Annotated in this window: 20 protein-coding genes, 1 other RNA gene and 1 other annotated feature; of the genes, 10 read left to right on the top strand and 11 right to left on the bottom strand. The window is 51.1% G+C overall.

The genetic code is table 11. The annotated features are described in order from the left end of the window. Window positions 1–73 precede the first annotated feature (73 nt). Both glnK and amtB read left to right on the top strand, forming a co-directional pair. Window positions 74–412 (top strand): P-II family nitrogen regulator, encoded by a 339-nt coding sequence (gene glnK / locus AACS80_RS15530; protein WP_000780338.1) that lies wholly within the window; start codon window positions 74–76, stop codon window positions 410–412. Between the two features lie 29 nt (window positions 413–441). After that, a complete protein-coding gene (gene amtB / locus AACS80_RS15525; protein ID WP_130206280.1) occupies window positions 442–1,728 on the top strand; it encodes an ammonium transporter AmtB in 1,287 nt (428 codons plus the stop codon). Between the two features lie 182 nt (window positions 1,729–1,910). On the opposite strand, the gene tesB is transcribed toward amtB, so the two are convergent. After that, complete coding sequence (gene tesB / locus AACS80_RS15520) at window positions 1,911–2,771, bottom strand: acyl-CoA thioesterase II (protein WP_130223207.1); 861 nt, start codon at window positions 2,769–2,771, stop codon at window positions 1,911–1,913. Between the two features lie 218 nt (window positions 2,772–2,989). Between tesB and AACS80_RS15515 the strand changes: the two genes are divergently transcribed. Continuing rightward, complete coding sequence (locus AACS80_RS15515; protein WP_131160985.1) at window positions 2,990–3,562, top strand: YbaY family lipoprotein; 573 nt, start codon at window positions 2,990–2,992, stop codon at window positions 3,560–3,562. A gap of 30 nt (window positions 3,563–3,592) precedes the next feature. Here AACS80_RS15515 and AACS80_RS15510 read toward each other — a convergent pair whose 3' ends face one another. Continuing rightward, window positions 3,593–3,904, bottom strand: coding sequence for an MGMT family protein (locus AACS80_RS15510; RefSeq protein WP_130215477.1), 312 nt, complete (start codon window positions 3,902–3,904; stop codon window positions 3,593–3,595). A gap of 162 nt (window positions 3,905–4,066) precedes the next feature. Here AACS80_RS15510 and ffs point away from each other — a divergent pair. After that, an RNA gene (gene ffs, locus AACS80_RS15505) (signal recognition particle sRNA small type) lies at window positions 4,067–4,163 on the top strand. 120 nt (window positions 4,164–4,283) lie between these two features. Then, a complete protein-coding gene (locus AACS80_RS15500; protein WP_064529090.1) occupies window positions 4,284–4,637 on the top strand; it encodes a DUF1428 domain-containing protein in 354 nt (117 codons plus the stop codon). Window positions 4,638–4,674: 37 nt separating this feature from the next. Here the strand turns inward: AACS80_RS15500 and AACS80_RS15495 are convergent, their stop codons facing one another. From AACS80_RS15495 to acrA, 7 genes are all read right to left on the bottom strand, one after another. Beyond that, on the bottom strand, window positions 4,675–6,225 hold the full coding sequence (locus tag AACS80_RS15495) for an EAL domain-containing protein (RefSeq protein WP_135492535.1): 1,551 nt from the start codon (window positions 6,223–6,225) through the stop codon (window positions 4,675–4,677). Window positions 6,226–6,387: 162 nt separating this feature from the next. Continuing rightward, complete coding sequence (locus AACS80_RS15490) at window positions 6,388–6,858, bottom strand: YlaC family protein (RefSeq protein ID WP_130206287.1); 471 nt, start codon at window positions 6,856–6,858, stop codon at window positions 6,388–6,390. 113 nt (window positions 6,859–6,971) lie between these two features. Then, window positions 6,972–7,523, bottom strand: coding sequence for a maltose O-acetyltransferase (gene maa / locus AACS80_RS15485; protein WP_138183864.1), 552 nt, complete (start codon window positions 7,521–7,523; stop codon window positions 6,972–6,974). A gap of 171 nt (window positions 7,524–7,694) precedes the next feature. Beyond that, window positions 7,695–7,913 carry an HHA domain-containing protein gene (locus tag AACS80_RS15480; RefSeq protein ID WP_001280991.1) on the bottom strand — a complete coding sequence of 73 codons (219 nt, stop codon included), beginning with the start codon at window positions 7,911–7,913 and terminating at the stop codon, window positions 7,695–7,697. A gap of 25 nt (window positions 7,914–7,938) precedes the next feature. Next, the gene (gene tomB / locus AACS80_RS15475; protein WP_021532618.1) at window positions 7,939–8,313 is read right to left on the bottom strand and encodes an Hha toxicity modulator TomB; all 375 of its coding nucleotides are present in this window, start codon (window positions 8,311–8,313) and stop codon (window positions 7,939–7,941) included. Between the two features lie 556 nt (window positions 8,314–8,869). Next, window positions 8,870–12,019 carry an efflux RND transporter permease AcrB gene (acrB, locus tag AACS80_RS15470; RefSeq protein WP_130206291.1) on the bottom strand — a complete coding sequence of 1,050 codons (3,150 nt, stop codon included), beginning with the start codon at window positions 12,017–12,019 and terminating at the stop codon, window positions 8,870–8,872. A 22-nt stretch (window positions 12,020–12,041) separates the two neighbouring features. Further along, window positions 12,042–13,235, bottom strand: a complete 1,194-nt coding sequence (acrA, locus tag AACS80_RS15465; protein WP_130206293.1) for a multidrug efflux RND transporter periplasmic adaptor subunit AcrA — start codon at window positions 13,233–13,235, stop codon at window positions 12,042–12,044. Between the two features lie 141 nt (window positions 13,236–13,376). Between acrA and acrR the strand changes: the two genes are divergently transcribed. Both acrR and mscK read left to right on the top strand, forming a co-directional pair. After that, window positions 13,377–14,030 (top strand): multidrug efflux transporter transcriptional repressor AcrR, encoded by a 654-nt coding sequence (gene acrR, locus AACS80_RS15460; protein WP_135409618.1) that lies wholly within the window; start codon window positions 13,377–13,379, stop codon window positions 14,028–14,030. Window positions 14,031–14,151: 121 nt separating this feature from the next. Further along, complete coding sequence (mscK, locus tag AACS80_RS15455; RefSeq protein WP_131160988.1) at window positions 14,152–17,514, top strand: mechanosensitive channel MscK; 3,363 nt, start codon at window positions 14,152–14,154, stop codon at window positions 17,512–17,514. Between the two features lie 204 nt (window positions 17,515–17,718). On the opposite strand, the gene rsmS is transcribed toward mscK, so the two are convergent. Then, on the bottom strand, window positions 17,719–17,886 hold the full coding sequence (rsmS, locus tag AACS80_RS15445; RefSeq protein WP_130206299.1) for a pleiotropic regulatory protein RsmS: 168 nt from the start codon (window positions 17,884–17,886) through the stop codon (window positions 17,719–17,721). A 13-nt stretch (window positions 17,887–17,899) separates the two neighbouring features. Then, window positions 17,900–18,427, bottom strand: coding sequence for a primosomal replication protein N'' (gene priC / locus AACS80_RS15440; protein ID WP_135409619.1), 528 nt, complete (start codon window positions 18,425–18,427; stop codon window positions 17,900–17,902). A 69-nt stretch (window positions 18,428–18,496) separates the two neighbouring features. Here priC and AACS80_RS15435 point away from each other — a divergent pair, with 69 nt between their 5' ends. From AACS80_RS15435 to dnaX, 3 genes are all read left to right on the top strand, one after another. Further along, window positions 18,497–18,865, top strand: a complete 369-nt coding sequence (locus tag AACS80_RS15435) for a DUF454 family protein (protein WP_064529099.1) — start codon at window positions 18,497–18,499, stop codon at window positions 18,863–18,865. A 161-nt stretch (window positions 18,866–19,026) separates the two neighbouring features. Continuing rightward, window positions 19,027–19,578: an adenine phosphoribosyltransferase gene (gene apt, locus AACS80_RS15430; RefSeq protein ID WP_064529079.1), complete on the top strand. Its 552-nt coding sequence runs from the start codon at window positions 19,027–19,029 to the stop codon at window positions 19,576–19,578. 118 nt (window positions 19,579–19,696) lie between these two features. Further along, on the top strand, window positions 19,697–21,628 hold the full coding sequence (gene dnaX / locus AACS80_RS15425) for a DNA polymerase III subunit gamma/tau (RefSeq protein ID WP_130206303.1): 1,932 nt from the start codon (window positions 19,697–19,699) through the stop codon (window positions 21,626–21,628). Further along, window positions 20,961–21,025: a sequence feature (DnaX frameshifting element), on the top strand. Its footprint overlaps the gene before it by 65 nt. Window positions 21,629–21,652: the final 24 nt, after the last annotated feature.

Raw genomic sequence — 21,652 nt, 5'->3', positions numbered from 1 at the left:
ATTTCTGGCACACCGCTTGCAATACCTTCTTCGTGTAGCAGAACCATTACCGAATTCTGACCGGAGAGGATCTATGAAGCTGGTGACCGTGATAATCAAACCATTCAAGCTGGAAGACGTTCGTGAAGCGTTATCTTCCATTGGTATTCAGGGCCTGACCGTCACCGAAGTGAAAGGTTTCGGGCGTCAGAAGGGCCATGCTGAGCTGTACAGGGGCGCGGAATACAGCGTCAATTTCCTGCCAAAAGTAAAAATTGATGTGGCGATTGCTGATGATCAACTCGATGAAGTGATCGATATCGTCAGTAAGGCGGCTTACACCGGAAAAATTGGCGATGGCAAAATCTTCGTCGCTGAATTGCAACGCGTCATTCGTATTCGTACCGGCGAAGCCGACGAAGCGGCGCTGTAATCTCTGGCACACAGCAACAGGAACGAAAAATGAAGATAGCGACGATAAAAACTGGGCTTGCTTCACTGGCGATGCTGCCGGGACTGGTCATGGCTGCACCTGCGGTGGCCGATAAAGCCGACAATGCGTTTATGATGATTTGTACTGCGCTGGTGCTGTTTATGACTGTTCCGGGGATTGCCCTGTTCTACGGCGGGTTGATTCGCGGCAAAAACGTGCTGTCGATGCTAACGCAGGTAACCGTGACGTTTGCACTGGTCTGTATTCTCTGGGTGGTTTACGGTTACTCGCTGGCGTTTGGTGAGGGCAACAACTTCTTTGGCAACATCAACTGGTTGATGCTGAAAAACATCGAACTGACGGCGGTGATGGGCAGCATTTATCAGTATATCCACGTGGCGTTTCAGGGATCGTTTGCCTGCATTACCGTCGGCTTGATAGTCGGGGCGCTGGCGGAACGGATCCGCTTCTCAGCTGTGTTGATTTTCGTGGTGGTATGGCTGACGCTCTCTTACATTCCGATTGCGCATATGGTCTGGGGCGGTGGTTTGCTGGCTTCTCATGGTGCGCTGGATTTCGCGGGTGGCACGGTGGTGCACATTAACGCCGCAATCGCCGGTCTGGTGGGCGCGTATCTGATAGGTAAACGCGTGGGCTTTGGCAAAGAGGCGTTTAAACCGCACAACCTGCCAATGGTCTTCACCGGGACTGCCATTCTCTATATCGGTTGGTTTGGTTTTAACGCCGGGTCAGCGGGCACGGCGAATGAAATCGCGGCCCTGGCATTTGTGAATACAGTGGTGGCAACGGCGGCGGCAATTCTTGGCTGGATCTTCGGTGAATGGGCGCTGCGTGGTAAGCCTTCACTGCTGGGGGCGTGTTCTGGCGCGATTGCCGGTCTGGTCGGCGTGACGCCAGCCTGTGGCTACATTGGGGTTGGCGGTGCGTTGATTATCGGCGTGGTAGCTGGTCTGGCGGGCTTGTGGGGCGTTACCATGCTCAAACGCCTGTTGCGGGTCGATGATCCTTGCGATGTCTTCGGTGTGCACGGCGTTTGTGGCATTGTCGGCTGTATCATGACCGGGATTTTTGCCGCCAGCTCGCTGGGCGGCGTGGGCTTCGCTGAAGGTGTGACGATGGGGCATCAGTTGCTGGTACAGCTGGAAAGCGTCGCCATTACGATCGTCTGGTCCGGTGTGGTGGCATTTATCGGCTACAAACTGGCGGATCTGACGGTTGGCCTGCGTGTGCCGGAAGAACAGGAGCGAGAAGGGCTGGACGTCAACAGCCACGGCGAAAATGCCTATAACGCGTAACAAGCAATCAAATGCAATTTAGCCTGATGCGCTGCGCTTATCAGGCCTACATTAAAAATCACAATTTGTTGAATTTACAATAATTGGTGGGCCGGATAAGGCGTTTACCCCGCATCCGGCATCAACAAAAGCATGTTACCAACTATCTGGCAGCCGGACGGTTTTCACCTCCGGCTGTTTTTTTAATTGTGATTACGCATTACCCCTTCCTGAACGGTCGAGGCAACCAGTACGCCGTCCTGGGTATAAAACTCACCGCGCACAAATCCTCGGGCGCTGGACGCTGACGTGCTCTCCACGCTATACAGCAGCCATTCGTTTAAATTAAATGGTCGATGGAACCACATGGAATGGTCAATGGTGGCTATCTGAATCCCCGGTTCGAGAAAACCGATGCCGTGCGGCTGTAGAGCTACCGGCAGGAAGTTAAGATCAGAAGCGTACCCCAGCAGATACTGATGAACGCGCAGATCATCCGGCACGCTACCATTTGCGCGGATCCACACCTGACGATGCGGCGCGGCGACGTGACCTTTCAGTGGGTTATGAAATTCCACCGGACGCACTTCCAGCGGACGATCGCAGATGAATTTATCTTTCAGCACTGGCGGCAGCAGGTGCGCCAGCGACTGGGCGATCTGTGTTTCCGAAGGCAAACCATCGGGCGCTGGGGCCGGAGGCATCTCTTTTTGGTGTTCGAATCCAACTTCTGGCGCCTGGAAAGACGCTGTCATATAAAAAATGGGTTTGCCGTTCTGAATCGCTGCCACACGTCGAGCACTGAAACTGTTGCCGTCACGCAGTGTTTCGACATCATAAATAATCGGCTTCTTGCTATCACCAGGGCGAAGAAAGTAGCTGTGGAATGAATGCACCAGACGCTCTTCGGGTACTGTCTCCTTTGCGGCATACAGGGCCTGACCCACGACCTGGCCGCCAAACACCTGGCGTAAACCTAAATCTTCACTCTGGCCGCGAAAGAGTCCTTCCTCAATTTTTTCCAGATTCAACAATGTCAGTAAATTTTTTAAGGCCTGACTCATATTAACTCTCCAGTAACAAAGCTGCCGCAGCAAGCCAAAGTGAGTTGAGTATAACGCAATTTTGTCACTGGTCCGATGGGTGCAATGGTCTGAATTACGGGCTAAATGCAGGCGTAAATACGTGATTTGTGCCACACTTATTGACGTTACGATTTTGTTAACCACTCTTCCGGCGAGGAAAGTTAGCCCGCTGGTGCATTGATAATAAGGAGAAGTGAATGAAACTCGTGCACATGGCCAGTGGTTTAGCGGTTGCGATTGCGTTGGCGGCTTGCGCTGATAAAAGCGCGGATATCCAGACGCCAGCACCTGCTGCAAATACCTCTATTGCGGCGACACAACAACCTGCTATACAGCAACCTAATGTCTCCGGTACGGTCTGGATCCGTCAGAAAGTCGCACTGCCTCCCGATGCTGTGCTGACCGTGACACTTTCTGACGCGTCGTTAGCCGATGCGCCGTCTAAAGTACTGGCGCAAAAAGCGGTGCGTACCGAAGGTAAACAGTCGCCATTCAGCTTTGTTCTGCCATTTAACCCGGCAGATGTTCAGCCGAACGCGCGTATTCTGTTGAGTGCGGCGATTACCGTGAATGACAAACTGGTATTTATTACCGATACCGTCCAGCCGGTTGTCAATCAGGGGGGAACCAAAGCCGACCTGACATTGGTGCCGGTTCAGCAAACCGCCGTGCCTGTCCAGGCCAGTGGTGGTGCAACAACTACCATACCTTCGACTTCACCAACTCAGGTGAATCCGTCTTCGGCAGTTCCAGCTCCTACGCAATATTAAGCGAAGTTAACCCTCTCCGCCCGGAGAGGGTTAGTAGTTCCAGCGATAACGCTGTAAGTCGATTTGTCCGTTTCCCGATACCATCACGCCTTCTGCCAGTAATGCCTGGCGCTGACGCTGTAAATCTGGTCCGGTTAATGAGATTGTGCCGTGGCGGTTAACCACCCGATGCCAGGGCAAAGTGCTGCCTTCGGGCAGGCGCTTTAACACACCGCCCACCTGGCGCGCGGCACGGGGCGATCCTGCCAGTTTCGCGACATCGCCGTAAGTAGTGACATACCCTTCGGGAATAGCGGCTACGATTTGCCACACGCGTTGGGGAAATGAATCTTCTTTTTCCATCTTTTCTTCCTGAGGTAATTTTTCAGCATAATCTGGAAAAACGTCCGAGTGAAGTCGCATTGCGCAAGAAACCAGCATCTGGCACGCAATGGGTTGCAATTAGCCGGGGCAGCAGTGATAATGCGCCTGCGCGTTGGTTCTCAACGCTCTCAATGGGGGCTCTGTTGGTTCTCCCGCAACGCTACTCTGTTTACCAGGTCAGGTCCGGAAGGAAGCAGCCAAGGCAGATGACGCGTGTGCCGGGATGTAGCTGGCAGGGCCCCCACCCATTTCTGCCTCCCCACCGTTTCGTCAAAAAATCCCAATGTGGCTAAACTTTAACCACGACTGATGCCGCAAGAATTTTCTGGCTGCACGGTACGCTTCGGAGGTATGTCTGATGAAGTATGTTGATGGTTTTGTGGTTGCTGTTCCTGCCGACAAAAAGGATGCCTATCGTGAAATGGCCGCAAAGGCCGCGCCGCTGTTTAAAGAGTTTGGCGCCCTGCGCATTGTTGAATGCTGGGCCAGCGATGTACCGAATGGCAAAGTGACCGATTTTCGTATGGCGGTCAAAGCGGAAGAGAATGAGGAAGTGGTTTTTAGCTGGATTGAATACCCTTCAAAAGAGGTCCGCGACGCTGCCAATCAGAAGATGATGTCGGACCCACGGATGAAAGAGTTCGGCGAGTCCATGCCGTTTGATGGTAAACGAATGATCTACGGTGGGTTCGAGTCAATCATTGACGAGTAGCGTGACGGGCTGTGCGGCGTGCCGCCAGCCCCAAAATTCACAGATGGTGTTCTGCCCAGCGTATAAACTCCTCTTTCGGTAATGCTTTGCTGTACAACCATCCCTGGCCGTAATGCACGCCATGCTGGCGTAGCCACTCTTCCTGTTTGCTGGTTTCGATCCCTTCCGCCACCATTTTAAGTTTCAGCGTTTTTGCCATTTCGATGATATGCGGTGTGACATTTTTATATTCCAGCGCATCAACGAAGGATTTATCGATCTTCAGAATATCGACATCCAGATCCTGCAAATAACTTAAGCTCGAATAACCGGTACCAAAATCATCAAGATAAATTTCATGACCAACCTGTCGATATCGGGAGATTACCGGGGCGCTGATTTTGGGATCAGCAAACTCGCGTTCAGTGAGTTCAAGAGCGATCTGTTTGGGATTGACCTGGTAGTGATTGATCATTTCACGCAGCAATTGCGGGATTTTTTCCGAGGTGAGCACAGTGGATTCAAGATTGATCGAAATATGTTGCTGCGGATGCTGACGCAGCCAGTCGCCCATATCTTCAAAGACCGTTTTGATAATAAGCAGAGTCAGAGATTCTGACAGGCCCGTTTGTTGCGCCAGCGGGATAAAACTATCCGGTGACAACCAGCTACCGTCTGTCTGCGGCCAGCGCGCCAGCGCTTCGGCTCCGACAATCTTTCCATTCGATAAGGAGATAATAGGCTGATAGTGCACGCAAATATCGCGGTTTTCGATAGCATCCTGCAGGCGATGATGCGGTGACTGGATACGGCGTAAAATCCGCAGGACGAACATTGCCGCCAGTAGGCCAATTAACAATCCGACAGGCAACCAGATAAAGACCTGCCGATGCCAACCTTTTTGTAACGTTTTTGTCGAAGCCCAGGTGATTATGGAAATATTCATCTCGGGGAGAGGCAGGATATCGTAAATGATTCCATTCTTTTCGATGTGTTCACCCGGTGTTTTTTGCAGCTGGGTAATAATTCCCTGGGCTATTTCGTCACTGCTGGTAATGATAATGTTATGCACATTGCCAATAATCGCGGCATCAATTTGCCACGAGCTATAAGGAATCACATCTATAAATGAGGCGGGGTCAATCATCACTATGTAATGTGCAGTTCCCATTGCAACCATGTAGCGGGTAATACCTAAATCGTTGTGCGAGGTTAACCATACCCGATAACCATCGTTCGATATTTTACCTGGCTCGGGGAAGGTATCTGGCGGACTTTCATGTTCCAGAGAAGAGCACTGAGGCACGTTGTTATCGACATAGACCACTTCCTGAATATAACGATAACTATAAGATACCCGGCGCATTTCCATTAGATGAGCCTTGCTACAGGCTGCGCCTTGCCATTTTTCCAGTTTTTGTAGTGCATCTTTCCCTTGCGACGCCACTTTGTTGGCGCGAATAGCGACGCGGGATGAGTAGGTATGTAGCTCCTCAACAAATGACGTTTCTACCTGTTGATGAGCCAGCCAGATGCTTAAGCCCACTGGTAGAAGTACGGAAAGGATCAGTACTCCTGAAATTAGGCTGACCAGATGTCGTGTTCTCACCAGCATGTCCTTATTTACGCAGTGTAGGGAAAGTATATCCGATAGCGAATAAGGGCATGCAAAAGATAAGTGATGCGGGGGAGTTTCGTTAAATGAGTTGTGGCAACGATTGTTGTCAATTCACCAGGCGCGGATGTTTACGCCTGGTGAGGGCGATACAACTTATGGTGTCGCTTCGGTGCGGGCGAGAGTGAAAATATCGTAAAAGGACAACTCACCTTTACGAGCGATCATTTTCTGCAACTGTTCTTTGTGGATGTTCGCGACACGCGGCGAGTTCAGAATAGCGTCGACCAATGCAGTTGGAACAAAGCGTGTATTGTACCATTCGCCGTTGTAGCAGACCCGGAAATCAAGAACGTCGATATCTTCGTAATGGTAACGCGGATAAACGTCAAAAAAGAAGAAACCGTTAAGCAGGATGAACAATACCACCAGGAGCCAGACTGAACCAACCAGCGTTTCAGACTGTAACATCACAGCCAGAGTGGCAAAAAAAGCGACATACATACCGATAAACAGCCCCGGATGTTTACGGATAAAACTGATACTAAAGCGAGGTTTATTATCGCGTTTTTCGTGTGCATTTAGTGCATCAATTGTTTCGGTCAGCAGGCGTTGTATTTCAGTCATCTTTTGCCTTTGTGGTATCTGCAACTTTTCAGGGAACACCCTATTTTAACGTGGGAATCATATGATGAAAGTAACAGATTAACCACAATTTTGCATAACAGTTGCAACTATGGTTACAGTTTTTTAATGACAGTGGCCGGGTTACCGCCCACGACAACGTTAGCCGGAACATCTTTTGTGACGACGGCACCAGAGGCCACCACGACGTTATCGCCAATGGTTACACCAGGGTTGATGACAGCACGTCCGCCAATCCAGACGTTATTACCGATAGTCACAGGTTTCCCCAGTTCAGCGCCACCATTACGGGCTACTGGGTCAACAGGGTGCGTTGCGGTATAAATGTGAACACCTGGTGCCAACATGCAATTATCACCGATACGAATTGGGCAGACATCGAGCATCACGCAATCGAAGTTGGCGTAAAATCCTTTGCCCAAAAAAATGTTATAGCCATAGTCGCAGCGAAAAGAGGGTTCAATATAAGCATCTGCTACCTGACCGAATAAATCGGTGAGAATTTTCTGGCGTAATGTTTGTTCTTCCGGTGCGGAGTGATTGTATTGGTGAATAAGCTGACGAGCGCGCAGGCGATCGCGAGATAACTCCTCATCTGCCGAGCGATACAACTCACCAGCAATCATTTTTTCTTTTTCTGTGCTCATTACTGACCTCCCGTTGCTGAAAATGCGGCAACACGGTAATGCGAATAGTCAGTTAAGAGAACGTTCCCGTTTTCCGAATGTGATGAAGGTCACATGCAGTATGCTTTCATTGCGAATAATATAATAATGTTAATAAACAGTCGGTTACATTTTCGAATGTCTGCTATTTAATTACCGAATAAATTTCCATACAGAGGAGGGGATCTTGTCGTACAGTTTATTCATGGTCAATTCTGCGAGGCGGTGATCTGCGGCTGAGTAAAATACCGCCAGTTCATTATCTGATAATTCGTATTTATTTTTCTCGATAACACGCTCTAGCGTGTCAATTGTCTGGCAACGACGCAGACGCATCAAATAATCGGTTTTCGTTAAAGGTTTATCGGACATACTTCTACCCATGGTTGTAATAATTCTAACAAGATAAACTCGCAGGATTCTCTTTAGTGGCATTCACAAAACAACGGAACAGTCGGTTACCTGACTTCCGCCATTTCTGGAGATCCTGCATATTAATACCATAACTACTGAACAACATAAAGGTGTCGTCCAGATATTCATCTATCTGCTCAATGAGCTTATTGTCTTCATTATACTTAATTTTGTAATTAAGTGCGAAGGTTGCTATATGTTCAATGAGTTCATTAAGCTGCAGATTGATGGCCGAGGTAGGGTCGTTAACCCAACCATGGTTACTTTCTTCAAGGTTTGCAAGACAGTCATGATACAAGGTTTCGCAGAGAAATTTAAGCTGCGCGACATCATGTCTTTTTGGTGAGTATTCATCCATAACGCGTCCCCCTTCTTAGCGGTTGAACTAACGGACACCTTTTGGGATGGAAAACTTACAGACCTGGCCTGCCCTCTCACTTGTTAGATTAACTATAAGCTACTCTTTGGCGGTTTTCATCGTATTATTACGAAAAATTACAATTAGGAGGAGGGGAGGGAAAAGACTCTCTTCCTCATTCCAGCGCTGACGACGTAATGGCTAAAGCACTTTGTCTGATGCTATTCATAACATAATGTAATCAGGATGTTTGAGAGTGATAAAATGGTCTGACGATTTGTCACACTAATACCCAGGATTACTCTGATTATGATGTAATTGACATGAACAAATAAAGAATTGCCGCAAATAATTAAGAATAGCCTCTAGATGCCTGGGGGTTATTAAATCCATCGGTACGACTTAATATAAATTAACTAACAATAAGTATTTTTTATGAATTTTATGCGGTGTTAAAACTAACTTACGTTTGAAATCATTAACTATAAACATTTCAACATTAAGATTACGCGTATAAAAAAGGCCGCTTGCGCGGCCTTAGTGATTACGACGTTAATCAATGATGATCGACTGTATGGTTATGTTCGATATCTTCATTTTTGCGGCTAAAGCGGCGGCGAACCACCACGAAGAACACCGGAACGAAGAAGATCGCCAGTACCGTTGCGGTCACCATCCCGCCCATTACACCAGTACCTACTGCGTTCTGCGCGCCGGAACCAGCACCGGTGCTGATAACCAGCGGCATAACACCGAGGATAAATGCCAGTGAAGTCATCAGGATTGGGCGTAAACGCATCCGCACCGCATCCAGAGTTGCTTCAATCAGACCTTTACCTTCTTTATCCATCAAGTCTTTGGCGAATTCGACGATAAGTATCGCGTTCTTCGCCGACAACCCAATGGTTGTGAGCAGGCCCACCTGGAAGTAAACGTCGTTGGTCAGGCCGCGGAAGGTGGCTGCCAGCAACGCACCGATAACCCCCAGCGGCACGACCAGCATAACGGAGAACGGAATCGACCAGCTCTCGTACAATGCCGCCAGACACAGGAACACGACAATCAACGAAATCGCATACAGCGACGGCGCCTGGTTGCCGGAGAGACGTTCCTGATAGGACATCCCCGTCCAGTCGTAGCCAACACCGGTAGGCAGTTTGCTCGCCAGTTGTTCCATCAGCGCCATTGCTTCACCGGTACTCTTACCTGGTGCCGCCTGGCCTAAGATCTCCATGGATGGCAGGCCGTTGTAACGTTCCAGACGCGGCGAACCGTACTCCCAACGCGAAGATGAGAATGCCGAGAACGGCACCATCTGGCCATCAGCAGCACGCACATACCAGTTACCGATATCTTCCGGCAGCATGCGGTATTTTGCTTCTGACATGACGTAAACTTTTTTCACACGACCGCGGTCGATAAAGTCGTTCACGTAGCTGCCGCCCCATGCAGCGCCCAGGGTAGTGTTAATATCGTTAATAGAAACACCCAGTGCCTGAGCTTTCTCCTGGTCGATATCAATCTTGAACTGCGGAGTATCTTCCAGACCGTTTGGACGCACGCTGGTCAACAGATCAGGATGTTTCGCCGCTTCGCCCAGCAGCTGGTTACGCGCTTGAGTCAGTTTTTCGTGACCGAGGCCCGCCTGGTCAATCAGCTCAAAGTCGAAGCCGGTTGCCGTACCCAGTTCCACAATCGCAGGCAGGTTAAAGGCGAAGACCATCGCATCTTTAATCTGCGAGAAAGCGCGCGTTGCACGCGTGGTAATCGCTTCAACTTTGTTTTCATCACCCGGACGGTCAGCCCAGTCCTTCAACGAAACGAACGCAATACCGGTGTTCTGACCACGTCCCGCAAAGCCGAAGCCGTTAACGGCGAATACCGACTCAACGTTGTTCTTCTCTTTGGTCAGATAGTAATCCGTCACCTCATTGAGCACTTTCTGCGTACGTTCCTGCGTCGCACCCGCTGGCAGTTGGACCATGGTCATAAATACACCCTGGTCTTCATCTGGCAAGAAGGAACTTGGCAGACGTACAAACAGATAAGCCATGCCGACCACAATGATCAGATACAGCACCAGATAACGCCCCGTACTGCGCAGAATACCGCCTACGCTGTCGGTGTAGTGGTGCGTGCTCTTCTCGAACATGCGGTTAAACCAGCCGAAGAAGCCTTTTTTGCCTTCGCCGTGATCGCCTTTAGCGATAGGTTTCAGCATAGTGGCACAAAGTGCCGGAGTCAGGATCAACGCCACCAGCACTGACAGCGCCATTGCCGAAACAATGGTAATGGAGAACTGACGATAGATTGCACCAGTAGAGCCGCCGAAGAAGGCCATCGGGATAAATACCGCCGACAGTACCATCGCGATACCCACCAGTGCGCCCTGAATCTGCCCCATCGACTTACGTGTGGCTTCTTTCGGCGGCAGACCTTCTTCCGCCATCACACGCTCAACGTTTTCTACCACGACGATGGCGTCATCCACCAACAGGCCGATGGCGAGCACCATCCCGAACATCGTTAGCGTGTTTATCGAGAAGCCAAAGGCGGCAAGGACAGCAAAGGTCCCCAGCAATACCACCGGTACGGCAATGGTCGGAATCAACGTCGCGCGGAAGTTCTGCAGGAACAGATACATAACCAGGAACACGAGGATGATCGCTTCGACCAGGGTTTTAACCACTTCGTGAATAGAGATTTTCACGAACGGCGTCGTGTCGTACGGATAAACGATTTTCAGACCTGACGGGAAGAATGGCTCCATCTTCGCCAGTTCAGCACGGATTGCCGCAGCAGTTTCCAGCGCGTTCGCACCGGTTGCCAGCTTGATACCCAGACCAGAAGCCGGTTGTCCGTTAAATTCCGCGATGATGTCGTAGTTCTCACCACCCAGCTCAATCTTCGCCACATCACGTAGCAGCACGCGGGAACCATCCTGATTCACTTTCAGCAGAATTTTGCCGAACTCTTCAGTAGAGGTCAGACGCGTCTGAGCAATAATAGAGGCGTTAAGCTGCTGGCCTTTCACCGGCGGTGTACCGCCGAGCTGACCGGCTGCGACCTGGGCGTTCTGTGCTTTGATAGCGGTAATGACATCAACCGGCGTTAGCTGGTATTTGTTCAACTCATTCGGGTTCATCCAGATACGCATCGCGTACTGTGAACCGAACAGCTGAACGTCACCAACGCCCGACGTACGGCTAATGGCATCTTTCATATTTGCCGCTACGTAGTCGGAGATATCTTCCTGCGTCATGGTGCCGTCAGTGTTGATAACACCGACAACCATCAGGAAGCTGCTGGAAGATTTCTCAACGCTCACCCCTTGCTGCTGTACTTCTTGCGGCAGCAACGGCATCGCCAGCTGCAGTTTGTTCTGCACCTGAACCTGCGCGATATCCGCATCAGTACCAGACTCAAAGGTCAGGGTGATCTGCACAGTACCCGTGGAGTCACTGTTAGAGGACATATACATCAGGTTATCGATACCGTTCATATTCTGTTCGATAACCTGTGTCACCGTGTCCTGCACTGTTTTCGCATCAGCGCCGGGGTAGGAAGCGGAGATCGTGACCGCCGGTGGTGCAATCGTAGGATATTGCGCCACCGGCAGTTTGAGGATCGCCAGCCCCCCTGCCAACATGATAATGATGGCGATCACCCACGCAAAAATCGGGCGATCGATAAAGAAATTAGGCATGTCTTAACGGCTCCTGTTTAAGTTAAGACTTGGACTGTTCAGGCTGAGCACCGCTTGCGGCTTGCTGGTTATTATCAGCGGTAACTTCTTGTGCTTTTACCTGGACACCAGGACGCACTTTCTGCAGCCCACTTATTACTACGCGGTCGCCTGCTTTCAGACCTTCTGTCACCAGCCACTTATCGCCAATAGCCTGGCTTGCGACGATTGGGCGGGTTTCCACTTTGTCATCCGCGCCAACCACCAGAACGGTAGCCTCACCGCGTGGTGTACGAGTTACACCCTGTTGCGGAACTAAAATGGCGTTAGGATTAAGCCCTTCTTCCAGACGAGCGCGCACGAACATACCCGGCAGCAGAGTGTGATCCGGGTTCGGGAAGATAGCGCGTAAAGTGATAGAACCGGTGGTCTGATCGACAGTCACGTCAGAGAACTCCAGCGTACCGTCCTGCGGGAACTTAATGCCGTCGCTGGTGATCAGCGAGACTTTGGCCTTGCCGTTCTCTTGCTTCAGCGTACCGTTTGCCAGTTCCTGTTTCAGACGCAGGAAGTCGTTGCTGGACTGGGTAACATCCACATAGATAGGATCAAGTTGCTGCACGGTTGCCAGCGCAGTCGCCTGACCGTTTTGCACCAGGGCGCCTTCCGTCACGTTCGATTTACCAATACGGCCAGTAATCGGAGAGGTGACTTTGGTGTAAGCCAGATTGATCCGCGCGGTTTCAACAGCCGCTTTTGCCGCAGTGACAGCCGCATTTGCCTGTTGCGCATCAGCCAGCGCCTGATCGTACTCTTGCTTACTGATGTACTGAGTACCCAGCAGTTTCTGGTAACGATTAACAGTCAGTTGCGCGATATTGGCTGCCGCCTGCGCTTTCGCCAGATCGCCTTTTGCACTGTCGTACGCCGCCTGGTAGGTAGCAGGATCAATCTGATAAAGAGAGACACCTGCTTCGATGTCGCTACCCTCTTTGAAATTACGCTTCAGGATAATCCCGCTAACTTGAGGACGAACTTCTGCGATCCGGAAAGCACTGGTGCGGCCCGGAAGCTCGGTTGTGATCTGCAGAGGTTCAGTTTTGACTGTTACTACCCCAACGGCGGGCATCTGCTGGCCACCTTGTTGGGCCTGTTTGTCGTCACATCCTGTAAGCGCTAAGCTGCCTGAGAGCATCAGAACGATCGCCAGAGGCGTAAACCCTCTGTTTTTGTTCATATGTAAACCTCGAGTGTCCGATTTCAAATTGGTCAATGGTCAAAAGTCGATAAACCCATTGCTGCGTTTATATTATCGTCGTGCTATGGTACATACATTCATAAATGTATGTAAATCTAACGCCTGTAAATTCACTAACATATGGCACGAAAAACCAAACAAGAAGCGCAAGAAACGCGTCAACACATCCTCGATGTGGCGCTACGTCTTTTCTCACAGCAGGGGGTATCATCCACCTCACTGGGAGAGATTGCAAAAGCGGCAGGCGTTACGCGCGGTGCAATCTACTGGCATTTTAAAGACAAGTCGGATTTGTTCAGTGAGATCTGGGAGCTGTCAGAGTCCAATATTGGTGAACTAGAGCTTGAGTATCAGGCAAAATTCCCTGACGATCCACTCTCAGTTTTAAGAGAAATACTAATTCATGTGCTTGAATCGACGGTGACGGAAGAACGGCGTCGATTATTGATGGAGATTATTTTCCACAAATGCGAGTTTGTCGGAGAAATGGCGGTTGTCCAACAGGCACAACGAAATCTCTGCCTGGAAAGTTATGAACGTATAGAGCAAACGTTAAGACATTGTATTGAAAAAAAATTATTACCAACCAATTTAATGACGCGCCGTGCGGCGATAATTATGCGCGGTTATATTTCCGGCCTGATGGAAAACTGGCTGTTTGCACCACAATCTTTTGATCTCAAAAAAGAAGCCCGCGATTATGTAGCCATCTTGTTGGAAATGTATCTTCTTTGCCCGACTCTTCGTACTCCCACCGCCAACGAAAAATCCTGAATCAGACTCCAGGATTTATCCTGGACATTTTCGCTGTTGCTATTCTGGCTCTCTACACCGTGATATTCTAGCCACCCGACTCGTTCAGGTCGTTCTTCAGGTTCAGAAACCTTCATTCATCATGACTATGTTCCAGTATTACAAACGATCACGGCATTTTGTTTTTTCAGCATTTATTGCTTTTGTTCTTGTCTTGTTATGCCAGAACACGGCGTTTGCGCGGGCGTCATCGAATGGTGATCTACCGACGAAAGCAGACCTGCAGGCACAACTTGACTCACTGAATAAACAAAAAGATCTTTCTGCCCAGGACAAGCTGGTGCAGCAAGATATTACTGACACGTTAGCCACCCTCGAGAAAATCGATCGCATAAAAGACGAAACGGTGCAATTACGGCAAAAAGTTGCCGAAGCGCCAGAGAAAATGCGTCAAGCGACCGCAGCGTTAACTGCGCTCAACGATGTGGATAACGACGAAGAAACCCGCAAAATTCTGAGTACGCTATCGTTGCGCCAGTTGGAGTTACGTGTCTCCCAGGCGCTGGACGATTTGCAGAATGCACAAAATGATCTGGCTTCTTATAACAGCCAGTTAGTTTCGTTACAGACGCAGCCTGAACGCGTGCAAAATGCGATGTATACCGCCTCGCAGCAATTGCAACAAATTCGCAGCCGCCTGGATGGAACCGAGGTCGGCGAAGCCGCCTTACGTCCCAGCCAGAAAGTGTTAATGCAGGCACAGCAGGCTTTGCTGAATGCCGAGATTGACCAACAGCGTAAAAGCCTGGAAGGGAACACAGTCTTACAGGATACCCTGCAAAAGCAGCGTGATTACGTGACGGCGAACAGTACGCGACTTGAACATCAGCTACAACTGTTGCAGGAGGCGGTGAACAGCAAGCGCCTGACATTAACCGAAAAAACGGCGCAGGAAGCCGTTACCCCGGATGAAGCTGCGCGTATTCAGGCTAATCCGCTGGTGAAGCAGGAGCTGGAAATAAACCAGCAATTAAGCCAGCGTCTGATTACCGCTACCGAAAACGGTAATGTCCTGATGCAGCAAAACATCAAAGTCAAAAACTGGCTGGAGCGGGCGCTGCAATCGGAACGTAACATCAAAGAGCAGATTTCTGTCCTGAAGGGCAGTCTGCTGCTTTCACGCATTCTTTATCAGCAACAACAAACGCTGCCCTCGGCGGATGAACTGGAAAATATGACCAACCGCATCGCGGACTTGCGTCTCGAACAGTTTGAAGTCAACCAGCAACGTGACGCGCTGTTCCAGAGCGATGCGTTCGTCAGCAAGCTGGAAGAAGGTCACGCCAACGAAGTCAACAGCGAAGTTCACGATGCGTTATTGCAAGTGGTTGATATGCGTCGCGAACTGTTGGATCAGCTTAACAAACAGTTGGGTAACCAGCTGATGATGGCCATTAACCTGCAAATCAACCAGCAGCAGTTAATGAGCGTATCGAAAAACCTGAAATCCATCCTGACTCAGCAAATTTTTTGGGTGAACAGTAACCGTCCGATGGACTGGGACTGGATCAAAGCGTTCCCGCAAACCCTGAAAGATGAGTTTAAATCGATGAAAATTACGGTGAACTGGGAAAAAGCCTGGCCCGCCGTATTTATCGCTTTCCTTGCCGGTTTGCCGCTGCTGTTGATTGCAGGGCTGATTCACTGGCGTTTAGGCTGGCTGAAAGCATATCAACAAAAACTGGCTTCGGCGGTAGGTTCCCTGCGTAACGATAGCCAGCTCAATACGCCAAAAGCGATTCTTATTGATCTGATCCGCGCACTGCCGGTGTGCCTGATTATTCTCGCTGTCGGCCTGATTCTACTGACGATGCAACTCAACATCAGTGAATTATTGTGGTCGTTCAGCAAAAAACTGGCGATTTTCTGGCTGGTGTTTGGCCTGTGCTGGAAAGTGCTGGAGAAAAACGGTGTTGCCGTGCGTCACTTTGGTATGCCGGAACAGCAGACCAGCCACTGGCGTCGGCAAATTGTCCGCATCAGCCTCGCGTTGCTGCCGATCCATTTCTGGTCTGTGGTGGCAGAACTTTCCCCGCTGCATCTGATGGATGATGTGCTGGGGCAGGCGATGATTTTCTTCAACCTGCTGCTGATTGCCTTCCTGGTGTGGCCGATGTGCCGCGAAAGCTGGCGTGATAAAGAGTCGCACACCATGCGACTGGTCACCATTACCGTGCTGTCGATTATCCCGATTGCGCTGATGGTGCTGACCGCTACAGGTTACTTCTACACCACGCTTCGCCTCTCCGGGCGTTGGATTGAAACCGTTTATCTGGTGATCATCTGGAACCTGCTCTACCAGACAGTATTGCGCGGTTTAAGCGTAGCGGCGCGGCGTATCGCCTGGCGTCGTGCGCTGGCGCGTCGGCAGAATCTGGTGAAAGAGGGCGCAGAAGGTGCCGAACCGCCGGAAGAACCCACCATCGCGCTGGAGCAGGTTAACCAACAGACGCTGCGTATTACCATGTTGCTGATGTTTGCGCTGTTCGGTGTCATGTTCTGGGCAATTTGGTCCGATTTGATCACCGTGTTCAGCTATCTCGACAGCATCACGCTCTGGCATTACAACGGCACTGAAGCTGGCGCTGCGGTGGTGAAAAACGTCACCATGGGCAGTCTGTTGTTTGCGATTATCGTCTCAATGGTGGCCTGGGCGTTGATTCGCAACCTGCCTGGTTTGCTGGAAGTGCTGGTGCTGTCGCGCCTGAACATGCGCCAGGGGGCATCGTATGCCATCACCACTATCCTTAACTACATCATCATTGCCGTTGGTGCGATGATGGTGTTCGGATCGCTGGGCGTCTCGTGGGATAAACTCCAGTGGCTGGCAGCAGCATTATCCGTAGGTCTTGGTTTTGGCTTACAGGAGATCTTCGGTAACTTTGTCTCCGGTTTGATCATCTTGTTCGAACGTCCGGTGCGCATTGGCGATACGGTAACCATTGGTACCTACTCTGGGACGGTCAGTAAGATCCGTATTCGTGCGACAACGATTACCGATTTCGATCGCAAAGAAGTGATCATCCCGAACAAAGCGTTTGTTACCGAGCGTCTGATCAACTGGTCGTTGACTGATACCACCACGCGTCTGGTGATCCGTCTGGGCGTGGCCTATGGCTCCGATCTGGAAAAAGTCCGCAGAGTTCTGCTCCAGGCAGCGACTGAGCATCCAAGGGTGATGCACGAGCCAATGCCAGAAGTCTTCTTTACTGCATTTGGCGCCAGCACGCTGGATCACGAACTGCGCTTGTATGTTCGTGAACTGCGCGACCGTAGCCGCACCGTCGATGAACTGAACCGTACTATCGATCAGTTATGCCGTGAAAACGACATCAACATTGCCTTTAACCAGCTTGAAGTGCATTTGCATAACGAGAAGGGCGATGAAGTGACGGAAGTGAAACGTGACTACAAAGGTGACGATCCGACGCCTGCGGTAGGATAATAACGAAAGGGGCGGCATTTAGTTGCCCCCGAGATTGCTGACAAAGTGCGCGTTGTTCATGCCGGATGCGGCGTGACCGCCTTATCCGGCCTACGAAACCGCGAAAATTCAATATATTGCAGGAGCGGTGTAGGCCTGATAAGCGTAGCGCATCAGGCAGTTTTGCGTTTGCCCGCAATCTTAGGGGACATTTAGCGGCCCCATTTATTTATCACTTTGCGCCTCATCATCGCGCGTTAATTTCTTTTCATAATCACGCTTTACAATATCCAGCGCGCGCAGCACGGTGCTGGCAGGGATTTGATTTTCTTCCAGTAGCACAATTAAATCGACGGCCAGTTTGACATCGTCAGGGGCATTTTCCAGTGACATACTTTCTCCATTGTTAGCGGGTTAAACGCGCTAACCTGTTTTCGATTTTTTCCAACGCATGACGGCAACGCGCCAGGCGCGCTTCATAGGCTTCCACTTCACGATGTAGCGTTTGCTGTTCCACGAGATCGGTCGCCCGCACCAGACGGGCTTTACGTTCGGCAACCATTTCACGTAGCCGTCGTTCAAACTCCTGATGCTGAATACGTTTACGCTGCCAGCGGGCAATTTTTGGTGGTGCGCTATCCCACTCGCGTAGCGACCAGGCTGCGGCTTCACGCGCGATGGCTTCCAGTTGTGCCGCCAGATGTTCTGCCAGCCAGGCGACTTGCGGCAGTTGCTGTTGCTCAACCGCATGGCGAAGCGCTGACAAATTATCTTCCGCTTCTTCCAGGTACGCCTGTAACGTTGTCGCACGGGTCTGAAAAAGGTGCCTGTCGAAACGGGCGCTTAACGTGGCGAACTGCGCCACCGGGGCACAACGCTGGCGCAGCGTGGCGAGCTGACCTTCCAGTTTTTCCAGCAGCAGGGCAGTTTTCACGATAAGACCTCAATGAAAATGATAATTGTTATGCTAAAGTAGCCACTCTGTATGCTGACTACACATAATATGCAACGAATCATTTTAATCATCATTGGCTGGCTGGCGGTAGTGTTGGGTACGCTGGGCGTGGTATTACCAGTATTGCCGACGACGCCATTTATCCTACTGGCCGCCTGGTGCTTTGCCCGTTCATCGCCGCGCTTCCACGCCTGGTTGCTGTACCGCTCATGGTTTGGCAGCTATTTACGCTTCTGGCAGAAATATCATGCGATGCCACGCGGTGCAAAGCCTCGGGCGATATTCATTATTTTACTGACTTTTGCTATTTCACTTTGGTTCGTCCATATGACGTGGGTGCGGATTCTGTTATTGGTGATCCTCGGCTGTTTGCTGATTTTTATGTGGCGAATCCCGGTGATTGATGAAAAGCAATAAAAACGGCAAAGCACAACAATCGCTGTTGCAATTATCGCCCACAGCCAGTACATTCTGGCGTTTTCGAGCACAGGCGCAGGCGGTCAAAGGTTAAACAACTGTTACTTTTGACTCGTTTAAAACGCGCCGTGAGTACCACCGTAACAAGCAGGCATACACTTATGACCGCGACTGCACAGCAGCTTGAGTATCTCAAAAATAGCATCAAAAGCATTCAGGACTACCCGAAACCCGGCATTCTTTTCCGTGATGTCACCAGCTTACTGGAAGACCCGAAAGCTTACGCTCTCAGCATCGATTTACTGGTTGAGCGTTACAAAAATGCGGGCATTACCAAAGTTGTCGGCACTGAAGCTCGTGGCTTCTTGTTCGGCGCTCCGGTAGCACTGGGTCTGGGCGTTGGTTTTGTGCCGGTACGTAAACCAGGCAAACTGCCGCGCGAAACTATCAACGAATCTTATGAACTGGAATACGGCACCGATAAGCTGGAAATCCACGTTGATGCCATTAAACCTGGCGACAAAGTGCTGGTGGTTGATGATTTGCTGGCAACTGGCGGCACCATTGAAGCGACGGTTAAACTGATCCGCCGTTTAGGTGGTGAAGTTACTGACGCTGCGTTCATCATTAATCTGTTCGATCTTGGCGGCGAACAGCGCCTCGAAAAGCAGGGCATTACCTGTTATAGCCTTGTCCCGTTCCCGGGCCATTAATTTTCGCCAGCCCACGTCATGGGCAGCACAAGTTGTACATTCAGCCTCGCCGTTCTGACGGGGCTGTGTTAGCATTACCCCTTCGTGAATCCACCTTCCAGCGTTTCAGAGCCTGCCAATGAGTTATCAGGTCTTAGCCCGAAAATGGCGCCCACAAACCTTTGCTGACGTCGTCGGCCAGGAACATGTGCTGACCGCACTGGCGAACGGCTTGTCGTTAGGGCGTATTCATCATGCTTATCTTTTTTCCGGCACCCGTGGCGTCGGAAAAACCTCTATCGCCCGACTGCTGGCGAAGGGGCTAAACTGCGAAACCGGCATTACCGCGACGCCGTGCGGCGTATGCGATAACTGCCGTGAAATCGAGCAGGGGCGCTTTGTCGATTTGATTGAAATCGACGCCGCCTCGCGCACTAAAGTTGAAGATACCCGCGACCTGCTGGATAACGTTCAGTACGCTCCGGCGCGTGGTCGTTTTAAAGTCTATCTGATCGACGAAGTGCATATGCTGTCGCGTCACAGCTTTAACGCACTGTTAAAAACCCTTGAAGAGCCGCCAGAGCACGTTAAGTTTCTGCTGGCGACGACCGATCCGCAGAAATTGCCGGTGACGATTTTGTCACGTTGTCTGCAATTCCATCTCAAGGCGCTGGATGTCGAGCAAATTCGCCATCAGCTTGAGCACATCCTCAACGAAGAACATATCGCCCACGAACCACGTGCGTTGCAACTGCTGGCGCGCGCCGCTGAAGGCAGCCTGCGAGACGCCTTAAGTCTGACCGACCAGGCGATTGCCAGCGGCGACGGCCAGGTTTCGACCCAGTCAGTAAGCGCGATGCTGGGTACGCTTGACGACGATCAGGCGCTGTCGCTGGTTGAAGCGATGGTCGAGGCCAACGGCGAGCGCGTAATGGCGCTGATTAATGAAGCCGCTGCCCGTGGTATCGAGTGGGAAGCGTTGTTGGTGGAAATGCTCGGCCTTCTGCACCGCATTGCGATGGTACAACTTTCGCCTGCCGCGCTGGGCAACGACATGGCCGCCATCGAGTTGCGGATGCGTGAACTTGCGCGCACCATACCGCCGACGGATATTCAGCTTTACTATCAAACGCTGTTGATTGGGCGCAAAGAATTACCGTATGCGCCGGACCGCCGCATGGGCGTTGAGATGACACTGCTGCGCGCGCTGGCGTTCCATCCGCGTATGCCGCTGCCTGAGCCAGAAGTGCCACGCCAGTCCTTTGCGCCCGTCGCGCCAACGGCAGTAATGACGCCAACCCAGGTGCCGCCGCAACCGCAACCAGCGCCGCAGCAGGCACCGACTGTACCGCTCTCAGAAACCACCAGCCAGGTGCTGGCGGCGCGTCAGCAACTGCAGCGCGCTCAGGGAGCAACCAAAGCAAAAAAGAGTGAACCGGCAGCCGCTACCCGCGCGCGGCCGGTGAATAACGCTGCGCTGGAAAGACTGGCTTCGGTCACCGATCGCGTTCAGTCGCGTCCTGTGCCATCGGCGCTGGAAAAAGCGCCAGCCAAAAAAGAAGCGTATCGCTGGAAGGCGACCACCCCAGTGATGCAGCAAAAAGAAGTGGTCGCCACGCCGAAGGCGCTAAAAAAAGCGCTGGAACATGAAAAAACGCCGGAACTGGCGGCGAAGCTGGCGGCAGAAGCCATTGAGCGCGACCCGTGGGCGGCACAGGTGAGCCAACTATCGCTACCCAAACTGGTCGAGCAGGTGGCGTTAAATGCCTGGAAAGAGGAGAGCGACAACGCTGTATGCCTGCATTTGCGCTCCTCTCAGCGGCATTTGAATAACCGCGGCGCACAGCAAAAACTGGCTGAAGCGTTGAGCACGTTAAAAGGTTCAACGGTTGAACTGACTATCGTTGAAGATGATAATCCCGCGGTGCGTACGCCGCTGGAGTGGCGTCAGGCGATATACGAAGAAAAACTTGCGCAGGCGCGCGAGTCCATTATTGCGGATAATAATATTCAGACCCTGCGTCGATTCTTTGATGCAGAGCTGGATGAAGAAAGTATCCGCCCCATTTGATCGTAAGCACTGCTTACGATCGTC

Source organism: Escherichia sp. E4385 (assembly GCF_963883145.1).
Lineage (GTDB): Bacteria > Pseudomonadota > Gammaproteobacteria > Enterobacterales > Enterobacteriaceae > Escherichia.
This window is presented reverse-complemented; position numbering and strand designations above follow the sequence as displayed.

Bases quoted from the DNA above. Each gene is read 5' to 3' on its own strand.
- apt (WP_064529079.1), top strand. From the start codon at position 19,027: ATGACCGCGACTGCACAGCAGCTTGAGTATCTCAAAAATAGCATCAAA.
- glnK (WP_000780338.1), top strand. From the start codon at position 74: ATGAAGCTGGTGACCGTGATAATCAAACCATTCAAGCTGGAAGACGTT.
- AACS80_RS15510 (WP_130215477.1), bottom strand. From the start codon at position 3,904: ATGGAAAAAGAAGATTCATTTCCCCAACGCGTGTGGCAAATCGTAGCC.
- AACS80_RS15515 (WP_131160985.1), top strand. From the start codon at position 2,990: ATGAAACTCGTGCACATGGCCAGTGGTTTAGCGGTTGCGATTGCGTTG.
- AACS80_RS15435 (WP_064529099.1), top strand. From the start codon at position 18,497: ATGCAACGAATCATTTTAATCATCATTGGCTGGCTGGCGGTAGTGTTG.
- maa (WP_138183864.1), bottom strand. From the start codon at position 7,523: ATGAGCACAGAAAAAGAAAAAATGATTGCTGGTGAGTTGTATCGCTCG.
- AACS80_RS15500 (WP_064529090.1), top strand. From the start codon at position 4,284: ATGAAGTATGTTGATGGTTTTGTGGTTGCTGTTCCTGCCGACAAAAAG.
- mscK (WP_131160988.1), top strand. From the start codon at position 14,152: ATGACTATGTTCCAGTATTACAAACGATCACGGCATTTTGTTTTTTCA.
- amtB (WP_130206280.1), top strand. From the start codon at position 442: ATGAAGATAGCGACGATAAAAACTGGGCTTGCTTCACTGGCGATGCTG.
- acrB (WP_130206291.1), bottom strand. From the start codon at position 12,019: ATGCCTAATTTCTTTATCGATCGCCCGATTTTTGCGTGGGTGATCGCC.
- acrA (WP_130206293.1), bottom strand. From the start codon at position 13,235: ATGAACAAAAACAGAGGGTTTACGCCTCTGGCGATCGTTCTGATGCTC.
- tomB (WP_021532618.1), bottom strand. From the start codon at position 8,313: ATGGATGAATACTCACCAAAAAGACATGATGTCGCGCAGCTTAAATTT.
- acrR (WP_135409618.1), top strand. From the start codon at position 13,377: ATGGCACGAAAAACCAAACAAGAAGCGCAAGAAACGCGTCAACACATC.
- rsmS (WP_130206299.1), bottom strand. From the start codon at position 17,886: ATGTCACTGGAAAATGCCCCTGACGATGTCAAACTGGCCGTCGATTTA.
- tesB (WP_130223207.1), bottom strand. From the start codon at position 2,771: ATGAGTCAGGCCTTAAAAAATTTACTGACATTGTTGAATCTGGAAAAA.
- dnaX (WP_130206303.1), top strand. From the start codon at position 19,697: ATGAGTTATCAGGTCTTAGCCCGAAAATGGCGCCCACAAACCTTTGCT.
- AACS80_RS15490 (WP_130206287.1), bottom strand. From the start codon at position 6,858: ATGACTGAAATACAACGCCTGCTGACCGAAACAATTGATGCACTAAAT.
- AACS80_RS15480 (WP_001280991.1), bottom strand. From the start codon at position 7,913: ATGTCCGATAAACCTTTAACGAAAACCGATTATTTGATGCGTCTGCGT.